Genomic DNA, 16,835 nt, shown 5'->3' on the forward strand with positions numbered 1-16,835 from the left:
GGCGCCGCCTTCGCGGTGTTCCGGGGCCGGGGCCTACCCCGCCGCCTCCCGGGCCGTCTCGGCGTGCACGAAGTCCGCGAGCCGGGCGACGCCGGCCGCGATCCGCTCCGGCGTCAGGGAGCTGATGGAGAGCCGCAGCCGGTGCTCCCCGCCGCCGGCCGGGTAGAACGGCGCCATCGGCGTCCAGAGCACGCCGAAGTCGCGCGCGCAGCGCTCCATCGCCGCGTCGTCGGCCGCGAAGGCCACCCGGAGCACCGCGAAGAAGCCGCCCTCCGGCACGTTCCAGGACAGGCCCAGGCGCTCGCGCTCGGCGGCCGGGAAGCGCCGCTCCAGCTCGGCCAGCAGGACGCCCATGCCGGCCGCGTAGTGGGCCGTGGCGGGGGCGTTGGCGGCCCGCAGCCGGCAGTCGTGGGTGAGCAGCATGCCGCCGATCACGGCCTGGCTGAGGGCCGGGGTGTTGACCGTCGTCATGCTCTTCAGCTTCGCCAGCTCGTCGGCCAGCAGGCTGCGCCGCCCGCCGGGGCCGGTCACCTCCTGGTCGGCGACCACGTAGCCGAGCCGGGCGCCGGGGAAGCAGGTCTTGGCGAAGGACCCCAGGTAGACGACGCGCCGGTGGCGGTCCAGCGCCTTGAGGGTGGGCCGCTCGACACCGTCCCGGGAGAAGAAGCCGTACGGGTTGTCCTCGATGACCAGCAGGTCCTCCTCGGCGGCCGTCGCCAGCAGCCGGGTGCGGGCCGGGACGGGCATCGAGGTGCCGGAGGGGTTGGCGAAGTCCGGGACGACGTACAGCGCGCGCGGGCGCCGGCCGGTGGCGCGGACCTCGCGGGCGGCGGCGCGCACGGCCGCCGGGTCCGGTCCGCCGTCCGGGCCCTCGGGGACGGGCACGGTGGCCAGGTCGAGGATCCGGGCGGCGCCGGTGACGCCGACGTAGCAGGGCGAGCTGACCAGCAGCACGTCCTCCGGGCCGGCGCACAGGGCGCGCAGCGCCAGCAGCATGCCCTCCTGGGCGCCGACGGTCAGGACCAGCGCCTCGGGGGCCACGGCGAGGTTCTCGTCGTTCGCCAGGGTGCGGGCGACCAGGTCGTTGACGACGCCCTTGGTGGGCCCGTACTGGAACAGGGTGGTGCGGATCGCGTCGCGGCCCAGGCCGGTCGCGGCCAGGTGGTCGAGGTAGGCGTCCAGGTAGGCGGTGACGTCCCCGGGCTCGAAGAAGCCCTCGTAGGGGCGGCCGGGGGCGAAGGAGACCGCCTGCGGATAGCGGGTGGTGACCTCGTTGAGGAAGGTCATCGCATCCAGCAGCGGGTCCGCGAGGGAGGCGTGCAGCTCGGCGAGCGGGAGCGTGACGGGCGCCGAGGCGTCGGCGGGCACCTCGGCGTCGGCGGGCCCGTCGGCGCCGGCGGCCGGCGCGGGCCGCAGCGGGGCGGGGGCGCTCACGCGAGGGCCTCGCGCAGCCGCTCGGCGGCGTAGGCCTGGGCCTCGGCGGCGCCGTCCAGGGTGCCGGTCATGGCGAAGAACCCGTGCGGCATGCCCGCCCAGCGGCGCAGCTCCACCGGGACGCCCGCCGCGCGCAGCGCCTCGGCGTACTGCTCGCCCTCGTCGCGCAGCGGGTCGTACTCGGCGGTGACGACGGTGGCGGGCGGCAGTCCGGCGAGGCTGGGGGCCCGCAGCGGGGAGGCGTGCGGGTGGTCGCCGTCGGCCGGGTCGGCCAGGTAGTGGCCCCAGTACCAGGCGACCGAACGGCGGTTGAACAGCGCCGGGTCGTCGTGCTCGCGCAGCGAGGGGGTGTCGGCGCGGGCGTCGGTGTTGGGGTAGACGAGCAGCTGGTGGCGCAGCGCCGGGCCGCCCTCGTCGCGGGCGAGCAGGGCGAGCACGGCGGCGAGGTTGCCGCCCGCGCTGTCGCCGGCGACGGCGAGGCGCGCGGCGTCCAGGCCGAGCCCGTCCGCGTGCGCGGCGAGCCAGCGGGCGGCGGCGGCGCAGTCCTGGACGGCTGCGGGGAACGGATGCTCGGGGGCGAGGCGGTAGCCGACGGAGGCGGTGGCGCAGCCGACCGCGTTGGTCAGCGCACGGCAGATCGCGTCGCTGGTGTCGGGCGAGCCGAGGGTCCAGCCGCCGCCGAACAGGTAGAGCAGGACGGGCAGCGGGCGGCCGTCGGCGGGCGGTTCGGGCCGGTAGAGGCGCAGCGCGAGTTCGCCGCCGGGGCCGGGGAGGCGGTGCTCCTCGACCGCGGCGACGGGCTCGGGGGTGCCCGCGGCGGCGCGGATGTCGGCGAGGTCGGCGGCGCGGGCCTCGGCCACGGTGAGGGTGTAGAGCGGGGCCGTGGCGGCGCTCGCGCGGTGGTCGCGCAGTGCCTGGGCCTGGGGGTGCAGGGGCATCGGGGTTTCCTCGGGACGGGGCCGCGTCAGCGGTCGGCCTCGACGTAGATGGTCTCGTCGGTGCGGAAGGCGGTGTCCAGGTCGGCGACGTCGGCGCGGGCCCCCTCGCGGTAGGCGCAGTGGCGGATCCGCGCGTCCTCGAAGCCGGCCAGGGTGAGGACGTGGCGCAGCTCGTCGAGGTCGTAGATCCACTGGTGACCGTAGTAGCGGAAGATCTGGTTGACCAGGAAGGCGGGGCGCTGGGGCATCGGCGGGCCGAAGCCCATGGTGGTCAGGCGTCGGCGGTGCTTGGCCAGGAAGCCGTCGCCGGTTGCGTAGCCGACCAGGTAGCGGGCCAGGTCGGGGGTGGTGATGCGCAGGACGCCGCCGGGGCGCAGCACCCGGCGGGCCTCGCGCAGCCAGCCGACCGCGACGGGCATGGTGACGTGTTCGATGAGGTGCTCGGCGTAGACCCAGTCGACGCTGGCGTCGGCGAAGGGCAGCGGTTCGGCGATGTCGAGCTGGGTGAACCAGCGGTCGCCGTCGACCCGGTAGAGGGTGCCGGGTTCGGTGGTGGTGTCCGGGCCGCGCAGGGCGGCGAGGTCGGTGCCGAGACCGGCCGGGTGGGCGGTGCGGAAGGCGGCGAACTCCAGGCCGGTGATGCCGAGGTCGGTGAAGTCGGCGTGGTCGTGGGGCAGTCCGCCGGCGGCGGGTTCCAGCGTCCGGCAGGTGGCGACGTCGGCGCTGAACCGGTCGAGTTGTCCGGCGAGGCCCTCCGGGTCGTCCCAGTCCCAGCCGGGGAAGGCGTCCTGTCTGTTCATGGTGTCGGTCTTTCGGTCGTTCCGTCGGGGGGTGGTGCGCGCGCGGAGGGGTCAGCCGGGCCACGGCGCGAGGGCGGTGCGGTCCAGGTCGGCGACCGTGGGGCGGCCCAACAGGGCCATGGTGTGCTCCAGTTCGTCGCGCAGCAGGTCGAGGACCCGGCCGACGCCGGCTTCGCCGCCGGTGGCCAGGCCCCAGAAGGCGGGGCGGCCGACCAGGACGGCGCGGGCGCCGAGGGCGAGGGCGACGGCGATGTCCGCGCCGCCGCGCACGCCGCCGTCGAGCAGCGCCGGGATGTGCGGCGGCAGGGCGTCGACGACCTCGGGGAGGGCGGCCAGGGCGGGCAGCGCGCCGTCGAGTTGGCGCCCGCCGTGGTTGGAGACGACGACCGCGTCCACGCCGTGGTCGGCGGCGCGCCGGGCGTCCTCGGCGGTCAGGATGCCCTTGAGGACCAGCGGCAGCCGGCTGCGTTCGCGCAGCCAGGCGAGGTCGGCCCAGGTCAGGGTCGGGTCGAACTGCTCGCGGGCGTGCTCGGCGATGCCCGAACTTCCCTGGTCGGCCCGGTGGGTGGCGCTCATCAGGGCGGGGTCGAGGTTGACCGCGCGGATCTCCGGGGGGACGGCGAAGCCGTTGCGCAGGTCGCGCAGCCGGCGGCCGATCCGGGGGGCGTCGACGGTGAGCAGCAGGGCGGCGAAGCCGGCCGCCTCGGCGCGCTCCACCAGGGCGGCGAGGGCGTCGCGGCGGCGCAGCCAGTAGAGCTGGAGCCAGAGCGGGCCGCTCGCGGCGGCGGCGATGTCCTCCAGGGTGCGGCTGGCGAAGATTCCGGCGACCAGCAGTGCCCCGGCCTTTCCGGCTGCCCGCGCGGTCGCGGTTTCGCCGTCCGGATGGACCAGCCGGTGGTAGGCCATCGGGGCAATTCCGACCGGAAGTTGCAGCGTGCTGCCGAGCAACTCGACGGCGGGCGTGCAGCCGGAGACGTCGACGAGCGCGCGGGGGCGGAACGCATAGCGTCCGAACAATTCCCGGTTGGCCGCCAGGGTGCGTTCCGCGCCGCTTCCGCCTTCGATGAAGTCCCAGATTTCCGGCGCGAGTTGCTCGCGTGCGGCGCGTTCGGTCCCGGCCAGCGTGAGTGGTGCCACGGGCGTCCTCGTTCCCGGACCGGCCGCGTTCGGACCGGTCCACGGATCGGCAGCGTAGGAGGTCTGCACCACATTGGTATAGACCTTGATTTGACCAATCGTCTGTGCAATGGTCTGGCAACGGAATTGGACGTATTGCTTGTTGATGACATGTGAACATCGTCCAAGTGTCCATGACAAACCTCCTTACGTGTGGAGTGGCGTTGACCGGCTTTTCCCCTTCTTCACCGCCGCCCGCCTCACCCCCGCACGCCGATGCTCCCGCCGACTGGGTCGACCGGGTGCTGCTGGCCGGCCCCGGGGGTGAGGAGTGCCTGCGCTTCGGCACGCCCGTCGACCGCGACGCCCTGCGCGCGCTGGTCGCCGAGCAGGCCGAACGGCTGGCCGCGGCCGGCCTCGGCCCGGGCGGTACCGCCGCGCTCCGGCTGCCGCCCTCGCTCGGCTTCGTCGCGGTGCTCCTGGCCGCCTGGCAACTGCGGGCCCAGGTAGCCCTTCTGGACCACCGGCTGACCGACCACGAGGTCGAGCTGGCGGTCGAGCGGCTGGCCCCGCAGGTGCTGGTCGGCTCGGCCTCGCGGCCCGCGGCGGCGGCGCTGCGCGGCTACTCGCTGGTCGACCCGGTCCCGGTCCGGCTGCCCGCCGGCCGACCCGCCGGGACCGGCCACGCGCTGGTCCAGCTCAGCTCGGGCTCGACCGGCCCGGCCAAGGTGATCGCCCGCACCGCGGGCGACCTGATCCGCGAACTCGACTGCTACCGCAGGCTGGCGGCGTTCCCCGGCGAGGGCGAGCGGGTGGTCCTGCTCTCCTCCGTGGTGCACGTGCTCGGCCTGGTCGGCGGGCTGCTCAACAGCCTGCACGCGCGCGCCCCGCTCACCGTCCCGGACCGGATGACGGCGGCGGGCATCCTCGGCGCGGTCGCCGCCGACGGCCGCCCGACGACCGTGATCGGCGTGCCGTTCCACGCCGAACTGCTGGCCGGCGCCGCCGACCCGCCGGAACTGCCGCAGCTGCGGCGGATGGTGGTGGCCGGCGAACTCGTCCGCCCGGGCCTGCCCGCCGCGTTCACCGCGCGCTACGGCGTCCCGCTCGGCACCATGTACGGGATGACCGAGACCGGGGTGATCGCCACCGACCTGGACGGCACCCTGCACCCGGCCAAGCAGCCCGTGCACGGCATGGAGCTGCGGCTCGTCGGCGGCGAGCTCCAACTGGGCACCCCCGCCTCGCCCTACCCCGGACTCGACGACCCGACCCGCTGGGCGGACGGCTGGCTGCACACCCGCGACGCCGCCGTCCTCGACCCGGCCACCGGCCTGGTCACCGTCCTCGGCCGACGGGACTCGCAGGTCTCGATCGGCGGACTCAAGGTCGACCTCACCGAGGTCGAGCAGACCCTCGCCGCGCTCCCCCAGGTCCGGGAGGCCGTCGTGGTCTTCGACGACGGCGCCATCGAGGCCTACCTCTCGGCCGAGGACGGCGCCGACCGGGCACTCGTCCAGGACGGCCTCGCCCGGCAGCTCGCCGCCTACAAGCGGCCGCGCCGGCTGGCCTACCTCCCGCAACTGCCCCGCACCGCCACCGGGAAGCTGCTGCGCGACCCGGCCGCCCTGCGCGCCGCCGCCGGCTGACCCCCCGCGCCGCGACCCGGCGCACCAGGCCGTACACCCTTCACCTTCCGGCACCCTCGGCCGACCGCTGCCCGAGCACCGCCGGAACCGCCCCGACGGGGCCGCGTTCCCTTCCCCGACCACCCCGGGCGCCGCACGCGCCCGGGCAGTACAAGGAGCCCACCATGCAGGACCGCATCCGCGCGTTCGTCCTCGCCGCGCTGGCCGAGATGCAGTACGACGTCTCCGAGGTCACCGGTGACACCGACCTCGGCCCGGCCGGCCTCGACCTGGAGTCGCTCGCCCTCGCCGACCTCTCGGTCCAGGTCGAGGACGAGTACGGGGTCAAGTTCGACCTCGACGAGATGGAGACCACCGCGCTGATGACGCTCGACGAGTTCACCGCCGACGTCGCCGCGCGGATCGCCGCAGCCACCGCCACCGCCGCCTCGGGCAGCCCGGCGTGACCGACCTCGCCCGTCCCGACCGGGCCGAGGTCCTGGCCATGCTCGCGGCGTTCGGGCAGCGCGCCCCCGAGGACGTCCCCGAGGAACTCGGCTCGCTCGAACTCACCTGGCTGATAGCCGAGTTCGAGCAGCGCTACGGCATCGAGCCGGACCTCGACGACGACGCCTTCGAGGCCGTCCGGACCGTCGACGACGCCGTCGCGGTGTTCCGGGCCGCCGTGCTCGCGGCCGCCGGCTCCGCCGCCGACGCCACCGCGGGGGCCGCGCGGCCATGAACCGCCATGCCCCGCCCGCCGTCCGGCCCGTGGTGACCGGCGTCGGCGTGCTCAGCGCGGCCGGCGACGGACCGGCCGCGCTCACCGAGGCCGTCGTCCACGGCAAGGCCGCGTTCGCCGCGGTCACCCGGTTCGACGTCTCGGCGCGCCGCACCGTCCGCGCCGCGCTGCTGCCCGATCCGCCGCCGCTCGCCGACGCAGTGCTCGGCGCCGTCGGCCAGGCCTGCCGCCGGGCCGGCCTGGACCCGGCGGCCCCCGACGCCGGCCCGCCCGTGCTGCTCGCCCTGCACAGCGATCTGCGCACCCGGGCCGGCGTCGCCGCGGTCGCCGCCGGGGTCGCGGCCGGCTGGGGCGCGCCCGGGGTCACCCGCACCTACACCGGCGCCTGCGTCGCGGCGGCCACCGCCGTCGCCGACGCCGCCGCGCTGGTCGCCGCCGGCCGCCACCCCCGGGTGCTGGTCGCCGCCGGCCACCTGGTCGAACCGGGCGTCCACGCCGCCTTCGACGCCGGCCGGGCACTGGCCCGCGACGGCGAACTGCGCCCGTTCAGCGCCGGCCGCACCGGCACCCTGCTCGGTGACGCGGCCGCCGCCGTCCTGGTGGAGGCCGAGCCGGAGGCCCGGCGGCGCGGCGTACCCGTACTGGCCCGGCTGGCCGGCTGGGGCAGGTCCGGCGACGCCCACCACGTCTGCCGCCCCGAGCCCGAGGGCGAAGGCGTGGCGCGCGCCGTCCTGGCCGCACTGGAGCGGGCCGGGATCGAGCCGGACGAGGTCGGCTACGTCAACGCCAACGGCACCGGCTCGCCGATGTCCGACCTCGCCGAGGCCAAGGCGCTGCACCGGGTCTTCGGCGAGCACACCGCGCGGCTGCCGGTCAGCTCCAGCAAGGCCGTGCACGGCCATGCCCTGGAGGCCTCGGCGCTGCTCGAACTCGTCGTCACCATCGGGGCGCTGACCGAGGGGCTGCTGCCGGTCAACGCCGGCTGGCTGGGCCCGGACCCGGACATCGGCCTGGACCTGGTGCTGGACGGCCCGCGCGCCGCCCGGCCGCGCTACGCGCTCACCCTCAACTCCGCCTTCGGCGGCGCCAACACCGCACTCCTGGTGGCCGCCCGATGACCGCGCTGCGCATCCTCGCCCAGGCCGCCTGGCCCGACCCCGACGCCCGCGGTCCCGAGCCGCTCCCGCCGCTGCCCGGCTTCGCCGCCTCCACCTTCAACCCCCTGGTGGCCGAGACCGCCGAACGCTGTCTGCGGGCCCACCGCGGCGCGGCCGGCGACCGCGGCCGGAGGACCGCGCTGCTGCTGGCCAGCACGAGCGGCGACCGCGCCACCGCCCGCGCCATCGACGAGGCCGCCGCCGACACCACCCGGCGGATGCCCCCGCTGCTGTTCTTCCAGTCCAACCCGAACGCCGTCCTCGGCCACATCGCCGCCCGCTGGGGCCTGACCGGCCCGGTGGTGGCGATCAGCCCGGCACAGGCCCCGCCCCCCGGGCGGGTCCCTCAGGACGCGCTCGACCTGGCGGAACTGCTGCTCGCCGACGGCGACGCCGACCACGTCCTGGTCATCGCCGCCGAGCAGGCCGACGGCGGCGACGGCCCGGGCCGCCCGGACGCCGCCGACCGGGCCGTCGCCCTGCTGGTCACCACCGCCTGAACCCGCCCGAACGCCCGTTGCCCCCGCCCGCCCGACCCGGCTCCACCGCACAGCCACCCCGCCCCACCCCTGCGCACCACCGGCGCGAACGGTCCCCCCACCCGCCGCGTCCCGCCGCAGCACGCCCCGCACGCCCGCACCCCGGGAGGGATCCACCCCGTGAGCATCCGCAGTATCCGCACCCTGCTGGCCGACGATCCGGCCGTCGGCGCCGGAAACGTCCTCACCAGCCGCCTCGCGCTCGGCCTCGGCCTCGACGAGCCGCTGCTGACCTTCGACACCCCGGTGGACGGCCACGCCGCCTGGCAGCCCTTCACCCTCGCCGAGCTGGACCGCGCCGTGCGCGCCCGGGCCGCCGCCCTGCACGCCCTCGGCATCGGCCGGCGCGACCCGGTGGTGGTGTACGCGAGCGACGCCGCCGACCACGTGCTCGCCTTCCTCGCCCTGGCCCGCCTCGGTGCCGTCCCCGCGCTGCTCAACCCCAACCTGGACGGCGAGCGGGCCGCCCGCTACATCGCCAAGCTCGGCCCGGTCGGCATCCTCGCCGACGCGCCGCACCTGGCCGCGCTGGCCGGCCACGAGCCCGGCGCCCCCGCACTGCCCGAGATCTCCACGCTCGGCGCGGGCGACCCCGAGGCCGCCCCCGAGCCCTACCGGCACTGGGCCGGCGACCCGGTGGCGATCACCCACTCCTCCGGCACCACCGGCATGCCCAAGGCCGTGGTCCACTCGCACGCGAGCCTCTACGCGGCGATCCGCCACCGCGCCCGGCTGCCCCGCCCGCAGGGCCAGGACCGGATGCTCAGCGCACTGCCCGCCCCGCACGCCGCCACCCTGATCGCGGTCAACCTCGCGCTCTCCACGCACTCCCAACTCGCCGTACTCTCCAGCCAGTCCGGCGCCGGCGTGCTGGACGCGATCGAGCAGTGGCGCCCCAGCGGCGTGATCGGCTTCGCCGCCACCTGGGCCGAGCTCGCCCACCACGACCTGACCGCCCGGGAGCTGGACTCGGTCGTGCTCTGGTGGAACACCGGCGACTGCGCCCACGAGGTGCACATCCGCCGCCTGGTCGCCGCCGGCAGCCGCGAGTCGGTGACCCGCGAGGGCCGGATCCGGGTGCCGGGCTCGCTGTTCGTGGACGGCCTCGGATCCACCGAGATGGGCCACTCGCACTTCTTCATCACCCACGGCCCGGACACCGAGCGCTACGGCCGCTGCGTCGGGCGCCCGCACGCCTTCGTCGACTGCGAGCTGGTCGGCCCGGACGGCGAGCCGCTCGGCCCCGGCGAGGTCGGCGAACTCGCCACCAACTCACCGACGTTGGCGCTCGGCTACTGGAACGACTCGACCACCACCTACCGCACCCGGCTGCGCGGGCGCTTCCTCACCGGTGACCTGATGTACCGGGACGAGGAGGGCTACTACTACCACGTCGACCGGGCCGTGGACTCGGTCGAACTCGGCGACGGCAAGCGGCTGTTCACCGCCATGTCGGAGGAGCGGGTGCTGGCCGCCTGCCCCGACGTGCTGGACTGCACGGTGGTCGCGGTGCGCGACGGCGAGCGGGTGGTCACCGACGTGCTGCTGGTCCTGGCCGCCGGGGCCGACCCGGCCGCCGACCGCACCAAGGCCGTCACCGCCGCCCTGGACGAGGCCGCCGCGGCCACCGTCCGCCAGGTCGTCGTGGTGGCCGGGGAGGACATCCCGCTCGGCCCCACCGGCAAGGTCCGCAAGGTCCTGCTGCGCCAGCGCTACCTGGACTCGGTCGCCGCCGGGGCGGACGCGTGAGCGCCGCCCGCCGGCCCGGCGCCGTGGTCACCGGCATCGGCCTGGTCACCCCGCTCGGCCGCAAGCCCGCCGAGGTCTTCGACGCGCTGACCGCCGGCCGCACCGGCATCCGCGCCCTGCCCGAGGGCCACGCCGCCCACGGCTGGCTGACCGCCGCCGGCATCGCCCCTGCGGTGGACGGCCGCGAGGTGCTGCCGCCCACCGAGACCCGCTGCGTGGACCGGTTCGTGCTGCTCGCCCTGGCCGCCGCCGACGACGCGCTCGCCGACGCCGGCCTGGTCGTCGGCCAGGACGCCGACCCGCACCGCACCGCCGTGGTGCTGGCCACCGGCGGCGGCGGCCTGGAGACCTTCGAGCAGCAGTCCCTGCGGCGCGTGGAGCGCGGCCGACCCGGCGTCAGCCCCTACCTGCTGCCCGGCATGCTCTCCAACATGGCCACCGCCCGGATCGCCATCAAACACGGGATCCGCGGCTTCAGCACGGCCATCGTGACGGCCTGCGCGGCCGGCGCCCAGGCCGTCGCCGAGGGGCTGCGGCTGATCCGCTCCGGCGACGCGGACGTCGTGGTGTGCGGCGGCACCGAATCCTCGCTGCACCCGACGATCGCCGCCGCGTTCACCAACGCCCGCGCGCTGTCCTCGGGTTGGGAGGACCCGGCGGAGTCCAGCCGGCCCTTCGACAGCCGGCGCAACGGCTTCGTGCTGGGCGAGGGCAGCGCCGTCCTGGTGCTGGAGAGCCCCGAGCACGCCGCCGCCCGCGGCGTGGCCGGCTACGCCGACCTCACCGGCTGGGGCGCCTCCACCGACGCCCACCACCCGACCATGCCGCGGCCCGACGGCGCGGGCGCCGCCGACGCGATGCGCGCCGCACTCGCCAACGCGGGCCTGGCGCCCTCCGACATCGGCTACGTCAACGCCCACGGCACCGGCACCAAGCTCGGCGACGTCGCCGAGAGCGCCGCGCTGAACGCCGTGTTCGGGGAACACCGCCCGGCGGTCAGCTCCACCAAGGGCGCCACCGGTCATCTGCTGGGCGCCGCGGGCGCGTTGGAGGCGGCGGTCACCGCACTCGCGGTGGCCCGGGGGACGCTTCCACCGACCGTCAACCTCGACGAGCCGGACCCGGCCTGCGACCTGGACCACGTCCGGGGCGCGGCCCGCACAGTCCCGCTCACCGCCGCCCTGAGCAACGCCTTCGCCTTCGGCGGGCACAACCTCAGCCTGATCTTCGAGCCCGCCTCCACCCCGTCCGCCCGCTGACGCCCACCGGCCCGGCGGCCCGGGCCTCCGTGCCAGGCCACTCGTCAACTCGCCATCCCCCGGGGAGATCCCGTTGTCCATCCAGTCCATCGCCCACGTCGAGTACCACTGCGCCGACGCCGACGCCGCCGCGGCCGGGCTCTGCGCCGACTACGGCTTCACCGCCGCGACACCCGATCCGGACCAGCTCGCCGCCGCCGAGTCCGTTGACGCGCGCACCCTGCTGGTCCGCCAGGGCGGCATCCGGTTCCTGCTGCGCTCCGCCACCGACCCGGCGCACCCGGTGGCCCGCTACGCCGCCCGGCACGGCGAGGGCGTCGCGGCCCTCGCGCTCTCCTGCCCCGACCCGCAGGCCGCCCTGGACCGCGCCGAGCGGCACGGCGCCCGGGTCCTGGACCGGGCCGGCGGGCTGGTGGCCGGCTTCGGCGACACCGCCCTGCGGTTCGTCCCCGAGGCGCCGGCCGCGCCCGAGCCCGCCGACGGCGACGCCCCGCGGCTGCTGGACGCCCTCGACCACGCCGCGATCTGCCTGCCGGCCGGCGAGCTGGCGGACGCGGTGAAGTTCTGCGAGGCCGCGCTCGGCATGCACCGCATCTTCGGCGAGTACATCGAGGTCGGCGAGCAGGCGATGGACTCCAGCGTGGTGCAGAGCGCCTCCGGCGAGGTCACCTTCACCCTGATCGAGCCCGACACCACCCGCCGGCCCGGCCAGATCGACACCTTCCTCGCCGACCACGACGGCGCCGGCGTCCAGCACCTGGCGTTCCGCACCGGTGACATCGCCACCGCCGTCCGCACCGTCCGCGGGCGCGGCGTGGCGTTCCTGACCACCCCCGGCACCTACTACGACGCGCTCGCCGAGCGGCTCGGCGACACCGCCATCCCGGTGGAGACGCTGCGCGAACTGGACGTGCTGGTCGACCAGGACCACGGCGGACAGCTGTTCCAGATCTTCGCCCGCTCCACCCACCCCCGCCGGACGTACTTCGTGGAGCTGATCGAGCGCCAGGGAGCCGGCACCTTCGGCACGGCCAACATCAAGGCCCTCTACGAGGCCGTCGAGCGACAGCGCGCCGCCGCCGCCGTCTAGGCCCTGCCCACCCCGAGCCCTCACCACCACAGGAGGCCCGTCCCCCATGACCACCGCACCCGCCACACCCGGCTTCCAGCTCACCGAGGCCGAGCGCGCCCTGCTGCCCACCCCCGAGGAGGTGGCCGGCTACCTGGAGCACGGCTGGTACCTGTCCCGCAAGCTGTTCAGCGACGAGGAGCTGGACACCCTCCAGGCCGCCACCGAGCGGTACTACGCCGGCGAGCGCGACCGCACCCTGCCGGTCCGCCCGCCGCGGCTGGCCTCCTGGGAGCCCTCGCACGGCCCGGTCCAGCGCCACAACGACTACGTGCACTACGAGAGCGACGCGATCGGCGCGATCCTGCGCAAGCCGCTGCTGGGCGCCGTCGCCGCGCTGCTCGCCGAGGCCGAGGAGATCCGGGTCTTCCAGGCCACCCTCATCTACAAGCCCCCGGTGCCGGGCGAGCCCAGCAACCAGGTGCCGTGGCACTTCGACAAGCACTACTGGCAGACCTCGACCTCGGAGCGGATGCTCACCGCCTTCCTGCCGTTCCACGACTGCGCCGAGGAGAACGGCACCATCACCATGGTCGACGGCAGCCACCGCTGGAAGGAGCTGCCCTCCGAGGAGGACTCCACCCGGCACTTCGCCGACCGCGACAACTCCGAGCTGGACTCGATCCTGGACGCCAACGCGGCGTACAACGGGACCGAGGTCCGCAAGATCCCGATGATCATCCCGCGCGGCCACGTCAGCTTCCACCACTGCCTCACCTACCACGGCAGCGGCCCCAACCTGGCCTCCCACCCGCGCCGGGCGGTCTCGCTGCACCTCCAGGACGGCGCCAACACCTACCGGCGCGCCACCCGGCCGGACGGCGGGACGGTCGTCTACAACCACGACGTGCTGGTGCGCCGCACCGCCGACGACCGCCCCGACTACGCCGACCCGGACTTCTGCCCGACCGTGTGGCGGGGCACCCTGTGACGACCACGGCACCCGCCGTCGCCGCACTCGACACGCCCGAGCGGCGCTACCGGATGCTGCGGCTGATCCGCTCCTTCGAGGAGCGGGGGCTCGACCTGGTGAAGTCCGGGGTGATCACCGGCGGCATCCACCCGTACATCGGGCAGGAGGCCGTCGCGGTCGGCGTCTGCGCCGCGCTGCGGGCCGGCGACCGGCTCGCCTCCACCCACCGCGGGCACGGCCACGTCCTGGCCCGCGGGCTCGACCCGGCCCGGCTGCTGGCCGAGCTGGCCGGGCGGGTCGGCGGCTCCAACCGCGGCCGCGGCGGCTCCATGCACGCCGCCGACCTGCGGCTGGGCATCCTCGGCGCCAACGGCATCGTCGGCGCCGGCGCGCCGATCGCGGTCGGCGCCGCCTGGGCCGACCGGCAGGCCGGCTCGGACGCGGTCGCGGTCGCCTTCTTCGGCGACGGCGCGCTCAACCAGGGCGTGCTGCTGGAGTCGCTCAACCTGGCCGCGATGTGGCGGCTGCCGGTGCTCTTCGTCTGCGAGAACAACGGCTACGCCACCACCCTGCCCGCCGGCACCGCGGTCGCGGGCAGCGCGACCGGGCGGGCGGCGGCCTTCGGCATCCCGGCCGCCGAGGTCGACGGCATGGACACCGAGGCGGTCCTGGCCGCCGCCGAGGAGGCCGTCGCCCGGGCCAGGTCCGGCGGCGGGCCCGGCTTCCTGGAGTGCCGCACCTACCGCTTCGAGGGCCACCACACCATGGAACGGCGGATGAAACTGCACTACCGCACCCCCGAGGAGGTGGCCGCCTGGCGCGAGCGCGACCCGCTCCCCCGGGCCGCCGCCGCGATCGGCGCCGAGCGCGCCGCCGCGCTGGACGCCGAGGTGGCCGCCGAACTCGCGGCCGCCGAGGAGTTCGCGCTGGCCTCGCCGCACCCGGACCCGGCCGGCGCCGCCGACCACCTGTACGCCTCCGGGCTGCGGGCCAGGGCGGGGGCGGTGACATGAGACTGTCGTACACCAAGGCGCTCAACCGGGCGCTGGCCGACGAGTTGGACGGCGACCCGGCGGTCTGCGTGTTCGGCGAGGACATCGGCGCCGGAATGGCCGGGCCCACGCTCGGCCTGCTGGACCGGTTCGGGCCGGAGCGGATCGTCGACACCCCGCTCTCCGAGCAGGCGTTCACCGCGATGGCGCTCGGCGCGGCCCTGGCCGGCCGGCGGCCGGTGCTGGAGTTCCAGATCCCCTCGCTGCTGTTCCTGGTCTTCGAGCAACTCGTCAACCAGGCGCACAAGTTCTCGTTGATGAGCGGCGGCCAGGCGGGCGTCCCGCTCACCTGCCTGGTACCCGGCTCCGGCTCCCGGGACGGCTGGGCGGGCCAGCACTCCGACCACCCGTACAGCCTGTTCGCGCACGCCGGGATGAAGACCGTCGTCCCGGCCACGCCGACGGACGCCTACGGGCTGCTCCGCTCGGCGATCCAGGACCCGGACCCGGTGGTGGTCTTCGCCCCGGCCGCCGCGCTGCCGGTGCGCGAGACCGTCACCTGGGAGCTGGCGCCGATCCCGCTCGGCAGCGCCCGGGTGCACCGCCCCGGCACGGACGTCACCCTGGTCGCCGTCGGGCACCTGGTGCACGACGCGCTGGCGGTGGCCGAGGAACTCGCCGGGGAGATCTCGGTCGAGGTGTTCGACCCGCGCACGCTGTACCCGTTCGACTGGGCCGCGCTGGGCGCCTCGCTGGAGCGCACCGGGCGGCTGGTGGTGGTCGACGACTCCAACCGCAGCTGCGGGATCGGCGCGGAGGTCCTGGCCACCGCCGCCGAGGAGTTCCGGCTCACCGCCCCGCCGCGCCGGGTCACCCGCCCGGACGGCACCGTGCTGCCGTTCGCGCCCGCGCTCGACCGGGCCCTCCAGCCGGACCGGGAGCAGCTGCGGCACGCACTGCGCGCCGTCATGAAGTGACGCATCATCAGCACATGGACCGGGGGCGGCCGTCGAGGCCGCCCCCGGAGGCGTTCCGAGGCCCCTCAGAGCACCCGGGGCACGGCCTCCAGCAGCTGCGGCAGCGCGTCCGACGGGTCCCGGTAGCGGTGCAGTGCGGCCCGCCCCTCCGTCCCGCGCAACCGTGCGGCCAGCCGGGCCGGCAGCACCGCCGTGGTGAGCAGCCCGGTGCCGCCGAAGCCCTCGACGGTCCAGCAGACCCACGGGATCGGGTAGTTGGCGGCCGGGCTGAAGAACACCGGCCGCTGCCCCTGGAAGGTCGCGTCGTAGAGGCCGAAGCGGCTCCAGTTGGAGAAGCTGATCCGGCGCTGCTGCGGGTCGAAGCCGAGCGGCACGCAGTCGCCCAGCCCGGGGCGGCCGAGCTCGGCCAGGAAGCGCAGATTGGCGCGCAGGTTGAGGTGCTCCTCGGTGTACCCCAGCACGGCGGTGCGCAGCGCCCCGGCGAGGGCGGCCGGGCCGTCCTGCGGCGCGTACGGCAGGTGGATGTCGCCGAGCAGGTTGCCGACCAGGGCGTCCGACAGGCCGAGCGGGCGGCGGACGTTGACCGGGACGGTGAGCCAGCGGGTCTCCCGGTCGCCGTCCAACTCCCTCAGGGTGTGCGCGACATGGGCGCAGACCGCGTCGCCGGAGGAGACCCGCCGCCCGGCCGCCGCACCGAACTCCTCGCACATCCGGGCTATCTCGGCGTCGCCGAAGTACAGCTGGACGGTGCGGTTGGCGCGCGGGCCGGCCGCCACCTCGCGGTCCAGGACGGCGCGCTCGGCCGGCCCGGGCACCCGGAAGCCCGGCCGGCCGCAGTCCTCGGCGGGCAGCACCCGGTCGAGCAGCGCGTCCTGGTCCTCGACGAGTTCGACCTCCGGCAGCTCCTCGCCCTCGACCGCCGCCGACCAGGCGCGCAGCAGCAGTGCGAAGCTGTGCAGGTCGCCGATCGCGTGGTGCCAGGAGCAGCCGAGCACGGTGCCGCCGTCGCCGGTGCGGGTCACCCGGACGGCGAGCAGCGGTCCGCCGCCGGTGCGGGCGGCCGGGGCGTCCAGCGGGTCGACGTGCTGCGCGCCGGGCGCGGTGACCCGGCCCATGGACTCGGCGAGCGTGCCGTTGACGCGGTAACTCACCATCGGGACACCGGAGTCGTCGCAGACCGCCTCCAGCACGCCGTCGACGGTGCGCAGTCGGCCGGCGAAGACCGGGGCGCGCTCCAGCGCCCGGGCCAGTCCCGCGGCGAGGCGGTCCTCGTCCAGCGCGCGCTCGAAGAAGAGGACGACCGAGACGGAGAGGTCGGCGAACATGGTGTCGGCGAGGCCGCAGCGGAGCACCGTGCCGGGGGCGGAACCGGCTCTGACGGTCCGGGTGTCGCGCAACTGCGGCCAGACACTCATCGATTCACCCCGGGGCGTGGGAGGGAGTCGTGCGGAGCGCCCCGGAC

At 75.9% G+C, this 16,835-nt stretch carries 16 protein-coding genes; 11 read left to right on the forward strand and 5 right to left on the reverse strand.

Annotated features, from left to right (window positions below; translation table 11 throughout):
* Positions 1-33: 33 nt before the first annotated feature.
* The 4 genes from ACFU74_RS03980 to ACFU74_RS03995 are packed head-to-tail and all read right to left on the reverse strand — an operon-like array spanning position 34 to position 4,309.
* Complete coding sequence (locus ACFU74_RS03980; protein ID WP_380751333.1) at positions 34-1,434, reverse strand: PLP-dependent aminotransferase family protein; 1,401 nt, start codon at positions 1,432-1,434, stop codon at positions 34-36.
* Complete coding sequence (locus ACFU74_RS03985; protein ID WP_380751336.1) at positions 1,431-2,372, reverse strand: alpha/beta hydrolase; 942 nt, start codon at positions 2,370-2,372, stop codon at positions 1,431-1,433. Before ACFU74_RS03985 ends, ACFU74_RS03980 begins: the two co-directional genes overlap by 4 nt.
* Positions 2,373-2,398: 26 nt before the next feature.
* Positions 2,399-3,172 (reverse strand): class I SAM-dependent methyltransferase, encoded by a 774-nt coding sequence (locus tag ACFU74_RS03990; protein WP_380751339.1) that lies wholly within the window; start codon positions 3,170-3,172, stop codon positions 2,399-2,401.
* Positions 3,173-3,223: 51 nt separating this feature from the next.
* On the reverse strand, positions 3,224-4,309 hold the full coding sequence (locus ACFU74_RS03995; RefSeq protein ID WP_380751342.1) for an alpha-hydroxy acid oxidase: 1,086 nt from the start codon (positions 4,307-4,309) through the stop codon (positions 3,224-3,226).
* A 197-nt stretch (positions 4,310-4,506) separates the two neighbouring features.
* Here ACFU74_RS03995 and ACFU74_RS04000 point away from each other — a divergent pair, with 197 nt between their 5' ends.
* The 11 genes from ACFU74_RS04000 (at position 4,507) to ACFU74_RS04050 (ending at position 15,373) form a co-directional block, all read left to right on the forward strand.
* Positions 4,507-5,937: a class I adenylate-forming enzyme family protein gene (locus ACFU74_RS04000; protein WP_380751345.1), complete on the forward strand. Its 1,431-nt coding sequence runs from the start codon at positions 4,507-4,509 to the stop codon at positions 5,935-5,937.
* A gap of 164 nt (positions 5,938-6,101) precedes the next feature.
* Positions 6,102-6,383, forward strand: coding sequence for a phosphopantetheine-binding protein (locus ACFU74_RS04005; RefSeq protein ID WP_380751348.1), 282 nt, complete (start codon positions 6,102-6,104; stop codon positions 6,381-6,383).
* Positions 6,380-6,658, forward strand: coding sequence for an acyl carrier protein (locus ACFU74_RS04010; protein WP_380751351.1), 279 nt, complete (start codon positions 6,380-6,382; stop codon positions 6,656-6,658). The genes ACFU74_RS04005 and ACFU74_RS04010 overlap by 4 nt, the downstream gene beginning before the upstream one ends.
* Positions 6,655-7,776 carry a beta-ketoacyl synthase N-terminal-like domain-containing protein gene (locus ACFU74_RS04015; RefSeq protein WP_380751354.1) on the forward strand — a complete coding sequence of 374 codons (1,122 nt, stop codon included), beginning with the start codon at positions 6,655-6,657 and terminating at the stop codon, positions 7,774-7,776. The genes ACFU74_RS04010 and ACFU74_RS04015 overlap by 4 nt, the downstream gene beginning before the upstream one ends.
* Positions 7,773-8,315, forward strand: a complete 543-nt coding sequence (locus ACFU74_RS04020) for a beta-ketoacyl synthase N-terminal-like domain-containing protein (RefSeq protein WP_380751357.1) — start codon at positions 7,773-7,775, stop codon at positions 8,313-8,315. Before ACFU74_RS04015 ends, ACFU74_RS04020 begins: the two co-directional genes overlap by 4 nt.
* Before the next feature lie 159 nt (positions 8,316-8,474).
* Entirely contained in the window at positions 8,475-10,103 is a 1,629-nt protein-coding gene (locus ACFU74_RS04025) for a class I adenylate-forming enzyme family protein (RefSeq protein WP_380751360.1), read from the forward strand.
* The gene (locus tag ACFU74_RS04030) at positions 10,100-11,362 is read left to right on the forward strand and encodes a beta-ketoacyl-[acyl-carrier-protein] synthase family protein (RefSeq protein WP_380751362.1); all 1,263 of its coding nucleotides are present in this window, start codon (positions 10,100-10,102) and stop codon (positions 11,360-11,362) included. The genes ACFU74_RS04025 and ACFU74_RS04030 overlap by 4 nt, the downstream gene beginning before the upstream one ends.
* Positions 11,363-11,435: 73 nt before the next feature.
* Positions 11,436-12,452: a 4-hydroxyphenylpyruvate dioxygenase gene (gene hppD / locus ACFU74_RS04035; protein WP_380751365.1), complete on the forward strand. Its 1,017-nt coding sequence runs from the start codon at positions 11,436-11,438 to the stop codon at positions 12,450-12,452.
* A 46-nt stretch (positions 12,453-12,498) separates the two neighbouring features.
* A complete protein-coding gene (locus tag ACFU74_RS04040) occupies positions 12,499-13,422 on the forward strand; it encodes a phytanoyl-CoA dioxygenase family protein (protein WP_380751368.1) in 924 nt (307 codons plus the stop codon).
* Complete coding sequence (locus ACFU74_RS04045; protein ID WP_380751370.1) at positions 13,419-14,417, forward strand: thiamine pyrophosphate-dependent dehydrogenase E1 component subunit alpha; 999 nt, start codon at positions 13,419-13,421, stop codon at positions 14,415-14,417. The genes ACFU74_RS04040 and ACFU74_RS04045 overlap by 4 nt, the downstream gene beginning before the upstream one ends.
* Positions 14,414-15,373 carry an alpha-ketoacid dehydrogenase subunit beta gene (locus ACFU74_RS04050; RefSeq protein WP_380751373.1) on the forward strand — a complete coding sequence of 320 codons (960 nt, stop codon included), beginning with the start codon at positions 14,414-14,416 and terminating at the stop codon, positions 15,371-15,373. The genes ACFU74_RS04045 and ACFU74_RS04050 overlap by 4 nt, the downstream gene beginning before the upstream one ends.
* A 65-nt stretch (positions 15,374-15,438) precedes the next feature.
* On the opposite strand, the gene ACFU74_RS04055 is transcribed toward ACFU74_RS04050, so the two are convergent.
* Positions 15,439-16,788 carry an acyltransferase gene (locus ACFU74_RS04055; RefSeq protein ID WP_380751376.1) on the reverse strand — a complete coding sequence of 450 codons (1,350 nt, stop codon included), beginning with the start codon at positions 16,786-16,788 and terminating at the stop codon, positions 15,439-15,441.
* Positions 16,789-16,835: the final 47 nt, after the last annotated feature.

The sequence above is a fragment of the Kitasatospora sp. NPDC057500 genome, from assembly GCF_042802195.1.
Lineage (GTDB): Bacteria > Actinomycetota > Actinomycetes > Streptomycetales > Streptomycetaceae > Kitasatospora.

Excerpts from the sequence above, each read along its gene's own strand:
- ACFU74_RS03985 (WP_380751336.1), bottom strand. The coding sequence starts at position 2,372 with ATGCCCCTGCACCCCCAGGCCCAGGCACTGCGCGACCACCGCGCGAGC.
- ACFU74_RS03990 (WP_380751339.1), bottom strand. The coding sequence starts at position 3,172 with ATGAACAGACAGGACGCCTTCCCCGGCTGGGACTGGGACGACCCGGAG.
- ACFU74_RS04005 (WP_380751348.1), top strand. The coding sequence starts at position 6,102 with ATGCAGGACCGCATCCGCGCGTTCGTCCTCGCCGCGCTGGCCGAGATG.
- ACFU74_RS04015 (WP_380751354.1), top strand. The coding sequence starts at position 6,655 with ATGAACCGCCATGCCCCGCCCGCCGTCCGGCCCGTGGTGACCGGCGTC.
- ACFU74_RS04020 (WP_380751357.1), top strand. The coding sequence starts at position 7,773 with ATGACCGCGCTGCGCATCCTCGCCCAGGCCGCCTGGCCCGACCCCGAC.
- ACFU74_RS04040 (WP_380751368.1), top strand. The coding sequence starts at position 12,499 with ATGACCACCGCACCCGCCACACCCGGCTTCCAGCTCACCGAGGCCGAG.
- ACFU74_RS04050 (WP_380751373.1), top strand. The coding sequence starts at position 14,414 with ATGAGACTGTCGTACACCAAGGCGCTCAACCGGGCGCTGGCCGACGAG.
- ACFU74_RS04055 (WP_380751376.1), bottom strand. The coding sequence starts at position 16,788 with ATGAGTGTCTGGCCGCAGTTGCGCGACACCCGGACCGTCAGAGCCGGT.